The following is a 5,018-nucleotide window of genomic DNA, read 5'->3' on the forward strand; positions in this document are numbered from 1 at the left end:
CAATGAAATAATTATTAAAGAAGACGAAAGGATGTCGATTCTTATTTATAAAGAAGTAGAGGACGGGGTTATTTTTGGGTTTGATTCCAGCAGAAGGAGATAACAAAAACTTTAAAATTACTATCAACATACTCTCCAGCAAATTTGAAATCTATCCTTGAAAAATAAAAAAGCGGTCTTTTTTGACCGCTTTTTCAGTATCTTAACCTCTATACTCACTTCCCTGCTGCACACCCCGAGCTTCCAATCCTTTATCAATATAGGTTTGTATCGCAGACTTCTTTACCCCCCAGTTCGGTGCAATGAGCAAATCCTGATCTGCTATACCAAAAAGTCTTTGGATAATGATATCCGGTCTCAACTTAGGAATAAGTTTGGATAAAAACTCCGTATATTCTTCCAATGTAAAAAGCTTAAACGGCTCCCTCTTGTACTTTACCCCCATGATCGATCCCTCGACGATATGAAGATGATGTAATTTCACGAACTTAATCTGCGGATGACGGTTTATTTCATCTGCATAACGCAACATCATCTCTTCCGTCTCCCATGGAAATCCGAATATTGTATGCACACACAGATCCAGCTTAGTATCCTTCAGCATTTCCATAGTGGCCAAAAATTCGTCATGCGAACAGCCTCTATTGATACGCTCCAATGTATCATTATAAATGGACTCCATACCCATTTCCAAATCCACATCATAACGGTCTGTATAAGACTCCAGTAAAGCTATTTTCTCGAAATCCAAACAATCCGGTCTGGTACCAACTGCCAATCCTAACGTATTTTCAGGGTCTATGCTCAACGCCTCATCATACATCATCTTCAACAGGTGCGTAGGAGCATACGTATTAGTGTTAGGTTGAAAATAGATAATGAATTTTTCAGCACCATAGCTGTTACGAGCTCGCGCAATGCCGTTTTCCACCTGCTCACGAATAGAAGGCACTTTCCGTGCCGTATCCGGCGTAAAAGAATCAACATTGCAGTATGTGCAACCTCCGTAACCTTTGCTTCCATCACGGTTCGGACAAGTAAAATTACCGTCCACAATAACTTTAAAAACCCTTTGCCCCTGATACTTATCCCGCAAATAGGCTCCATAGTGATTATATGGTTTTATACCATTGTCTAGTGCTGTTCCCATTATTGCAAAGATAACTATAATAATAGAGTTCGAACCCAAAAGATTTATAGTAAATAATTTTAAGTTATTTTTATATATTTATAAAAATATTTAATAACCAATTTGAACTTTTTTATGATGAGAAACTTACTCTTAGTAATATCCCTGTTCACCGGTTCAGTAGTATATGCACAATATAAAGATTTCACTAAAGCTGAACTGAAAAATAAAGTTGAGGGAGCCTGGGCTGCCAAGATGATCGGCGTCATGTATGGTCGCGAAATGGAATTCAAAGCTTTGGGCAGAACGTACGACAAACCTATAAATTGGTATCCTGAACTCATCGAAAAAGCCCTTCTCGAAGATGACTTGTACGGACAGCTCAGCTTTATGGAAACTATAGAAAAGTACAACAATAATGCAACGGTCAAGCAGTTGGCGTATGACTTCGCTTATGCAAGCTTCCCCCTATGCCATGCTAACCTGCAAGCACGAAAAAATATCTTCGATGGCATAATGCCTCCTCTTTCGGGAGCTCCCCAATATAGTATGCATTCGGATGACATAGACTTCCAGATAGAATCTGACTTTATAGGTTTCATACATCCCGGACTTACGCAATCAGCCATTAACATGTGTGATAGCGTGGGACGAATCATGGCCTACGGTGACGGCTTGTACGGTGGTATGTTCGTATCAGCCATGCATTCTATTGCCTACTATGAAAATGATACAAAAAAAATCGTAAGAGCAGCTCTAAAAGCCATCCCTTCTAAAAGCACCTATGCGCAATGTATTCAGGACGTATTGAAAAGCTACGACAAGCATCCGCATGACTGGAAAAAAACATGGCAACTTATCCAAGATAAATGGGCTGCAAACGATATATGTATTCCCTTTCATGAGTTTAACATAGATGCTAAGCTCAATGGTGCCTACATAGCTATAGCATTATTATACGGAAATAATGATTTGGAAAAAACCATGGAAATTGCCGTGCGATGTGGCCAAGACACAGACTGTAATGCCGCAAATGCCGCTGCCGTGCTAGGAATAATACTTGGATTGGATAATATTCCAACAAAATTCAAAGTCTCACCTCCCACACATAGCAGACAAAAACTTTCTACATACCAACTATACATACAATAAGGCTGTAAAGCAAACTCTAACCTTGATCGAGAGAAATATCCTTGCCAATGGAGGTAAAGTACAAGAAGATAAAATACGCATCCGAATTCAAAACTCCAAAATTCAAAGGTAAATACGAACAGGCCTATCCAAACAAAGTGATGAGCTATCAGGTCGAAATGAAAGACAGAGACAAGTGGACTCTTAAAGGACAATGGAAAGAGTTCGTGTATGGTAATGGAGACAACGACCTCTATATGATAGCTACTTCTCCCAATGACAGGCTAGAACTGGAATTTGAAGGCTCAGGCATATCACTGTTAGGTAGTTGGAACACGTCGGGTGGGAAAGCAGACATCTACATAGATGATAAATTTGTCAAAACTATTGATGTGTATTTTCGCGAAGAGGCCGGAAAATATGATGTCAACAGAGCTCATATTTTCCACGACATGAATCTTCAACCTGGCAAACACAAGCTCACCTTAATCGTTTCCTCCCAAAGACATCCCCAATCTACAGGACATAACATTTGGATTCAACGTGCGGTAATATATAAGAACAATTAACGGCTTCATCGCCCTTAATTGTTCTTCTCTGATTTATTATTCTTTGATATCCTTTTTCATTTTTTCAAATTCAGCTTCAATCGTAGGATTTACGGAATTGGAAAATAATGACACTATTACAATTGTCATAAAACTTGAAAGAAAACCGGGAATCATTTCATATACTTCTTTAAAGCCATGTGGTAGGTAGACCCAAAGTAAAACTACTGTGCCACCGACAATCATTCCTAATAACCCGGCAAAAGCAGTGGTTCGTTTCCACAGTAATGACAATATAATTAAAGGTCCAAATGCAGATCCAAAACCAGCCCAAGCATTTCCCACCAAATTCAAGATACTATCTTTTGGATTTAAAGATAATAAAAGAGCGATTGCTGCAACAATAAGTACAGAAGCCCTACTCATAAGAAGCATATTGCGAGTCGTCGCATATTTGGGAAAGAAATTCTTGAAAATATCTTCCGTCATCGAACTGGAAGTTACCAACAACTGAGATGAAATTGTACTCATTACAGCTGCTAAAATAGCAGACAAAAGAATCCCCCAATGAAGGGGTGAAATAATACCCTAGATAGATGAATAAATATTGTCTCTGCTACAGATTGATCGGCATCGAATTTGGCCATTGCGATTGGGTCAAACTCTTTAAGATAAGCTATTCCTAATAGCCCCACGAGCATTGCTCCCCCCACCGTGAAAATCATCCATGTGATTCCTATTCTTCGTGCCTTCGGTATATCACGAATATGCTCGATAGCCATAAAGCGAACTAAAATATGAGGCTGTCCAAAATATCCTAAACCCCAAGCCATAAGAGATAAAATGGAAATGGTTGTAGTCCCTTTGAAAAGATCTAGATAATTAGGTCCTTTTGCTTCAATAGTCGCAAAAGCATGGGACGTCCCACCTACCTGCGCGATAATTACTATAGGCAAGATGACCAAAGCTATCACCATTATGGTTCCTTGTACAAAGTCAGTCAAACTAACAGCCAAAAATCCTCCTAAAAAAGTATATAGCACAACAACAAAGGTTGTGCAAAATAAACCAGTATAATAATCCATTCCGAAAGCAGACTCAAACAAACGTCCTCCAGAAACCATACCCGCCGCTGTGTATAATGTAAAAAATACCAGTATTAACATGGAAGAAATCAACTTTAAAGACTGCGTTTTATCTTTAAATCTATTCTCCAAAAACACAGGAATAGTTATCGAATTATTTGCTATGGCAGTATAGGCCTAAGACGGGGAGCCACAATTACATAATTCAAAAAAGCTCCGATGGTAAGGCCAATTGCAATCCAAGAAGCAGATATACCGGTAGTATACAGGGCCCCTGGGAGTCCCATTAACAACCAACCACTCATATCGGCGGCTCCCGCCGACAAAGCTGTTACTGCGGCCCCCATTTTCCGCCCTCCAATCAAAAATTCTTCAGAATTGCTTGTAGATTTTCGTATAAGAATATATTCCTATTAGAATCATCAACAGCATATACAGTCCTATAGAGATAAGCTCATACGTATGCATATTTTAAATATTAAATGGTTTTCAGACGTTGCTTAAGTTCTTTAACCCGTGAGTAATTACCTTTAAATTTCGACAGCACTTTAGGCAATTCGACATTGTAAGGGTTTAGTTTTATTGCTTCTTCTACAAACTTCAAAGCATCCCTTTCGTTAGCTGCCACTAAACTGAATTTAGCTTGAATAGCTTTATAAAGTGATTGGTTTAATATAGATGTATCTTCTTTTCAGCTTTTTAAAGAATGATCTTGCTTGCGTTATATCTCCATTATCTATCAGAATACTGACTAATTTCAGATTATTATGAAGGTCTAGTTTGCCGGGATCTCCACCATTAATCAATAATTTATCCTTCATACTTCTATACGTTTGCTTATCCCCTAAAGCAGCATATACCTCTACATATAATAACTCAAACTCTGGGCGTTGTATTTGGGTGGCCTGCAAATTTCGATATACCTCGTTGATATTTTTCAAAGCTTCTTGATAATTTCTCTGAGCTATTAATACTTCAATATACTGTATTCTAAGATTGTAATTGAACGGTTTTTGAGCCACCAAATTGGCTAACTCTTCCACCTTTAGCTTATCACCGAACAGCCCCTTTTGCCATGCCAAAAATGATGCTAAGGCATTTGTGGATCCCTCAGAATAAGTAGAA

6 protein-coding genes and 1 pseudogene are annotated in these 5,018 nt (G+C 38.6%); 2 read left to right on the forward strand and 5 right to left on the reverse strand.

Going from position 1 to position 5,018, the window contains the following annotated elements:
- Window positions 1–202 precede the first annotated feature (202 nt).
- Window positions 203–1,150, reverse strand: coding sequence for a TIGR01212 family radical SAM protein (locus SD31_RS07795; RefSeq protein ID WP_039053721.1), 948 nt, complete (start codon window positions 1,148–1,150; stop codon window positions 203–205).
- 114 nt (window positions 1,151–1,264) lie between these two features.
- Here SD31_RS07795 and SD31_RS07800 point away from each other — a divergent pair, with 114 nt between their 5' ends.
- Window positions 1,265–2,281, forward strand: a complete 1,017-nt coding sequence (locus tag SD31_RS07800; RefSeq protein ID WP_082021874.1) for an ADP-ribosylglycohydrolase family protein — start codon at window positions 1,265–1,267, stop codon at window positions 2,279–2,281.
- A 47-nt stretch (window positions 2,282–2,328) separates the two neighbouring features.
- The gene (locus SD31_RS07805) at window positions 2,329–2,829 is read left to right on the forward strand and encodes a hypothetical protein (RefSeq protein WP_039053722.1); all 501 of its coding nucleotides are present in this window, start codon (window positions 2,329–2,331) and stop codon (window positions 2,827–2,829) included.
- A gap of 36 nt (window positions 2,830–2,865) precedes the next feature.
- Here SD31_RS07805 and SD31_RS21240 read toward each other — a convergent pair.
- From SD31_RS21240 to SD31_RS17315, 4 genes and pseudogenes are all read right to left on the reverse strand, one after another.
- Window positions 2,866–4,031, reverse strand: a pseudogene (locus tag SD31_RS21240) (sodium:solute symporter family transporter).
- A 23-nt stretch (window positions 4,032–4,054) separates the two neighbouring features.
- Window positions 4,055–4,240: a sodium:solute symporter family transporter gene (locus SD31_RS20125; protein ID WP_197053606.1), complete on the reverse strand. Its 186-nt coding sequence runs from the start codon at window positions 4,238–4,240 to the stop codon at window positions 4,055–4,057.
- A gap of 131 nt (window positions 4,241–4,371) precedes the next feature.
- The gene (locus SD31_RS16580) at window positions 4,372–4,521 is read right to left on the reverse strand and encodes a hypothetical protein (RefSeq protein ID WP_156138271.1); all 150 of its coding nucleotides are present in this window, start codon (window positions 4,519–4,521) and stop codon (window positions 4,372–4,374) included.
- Window positions 4,522–4,546: 25 nt separating this feature from the next.
- Window positions 4,547–5,018 (reverse strand): hypothetical protein (locus tag SD31_RS17315; protein ID WP_197053607.1); only part of this gene is annotated, 472 nt, incomplete at its 5' end.

Origin of the sequence: Sphingobacterium sp. T2 (genome assembly GCF_000814685.1) — a bacterium.
In the GTDB taxonomy this organism is placed as follows: Bacteria; Bacteroidota; Bacteroidia; order Sphingobacteriales; family Sphingobacteriaceae; genus Sphingobacterium; species Sphingobacterium thermophilum.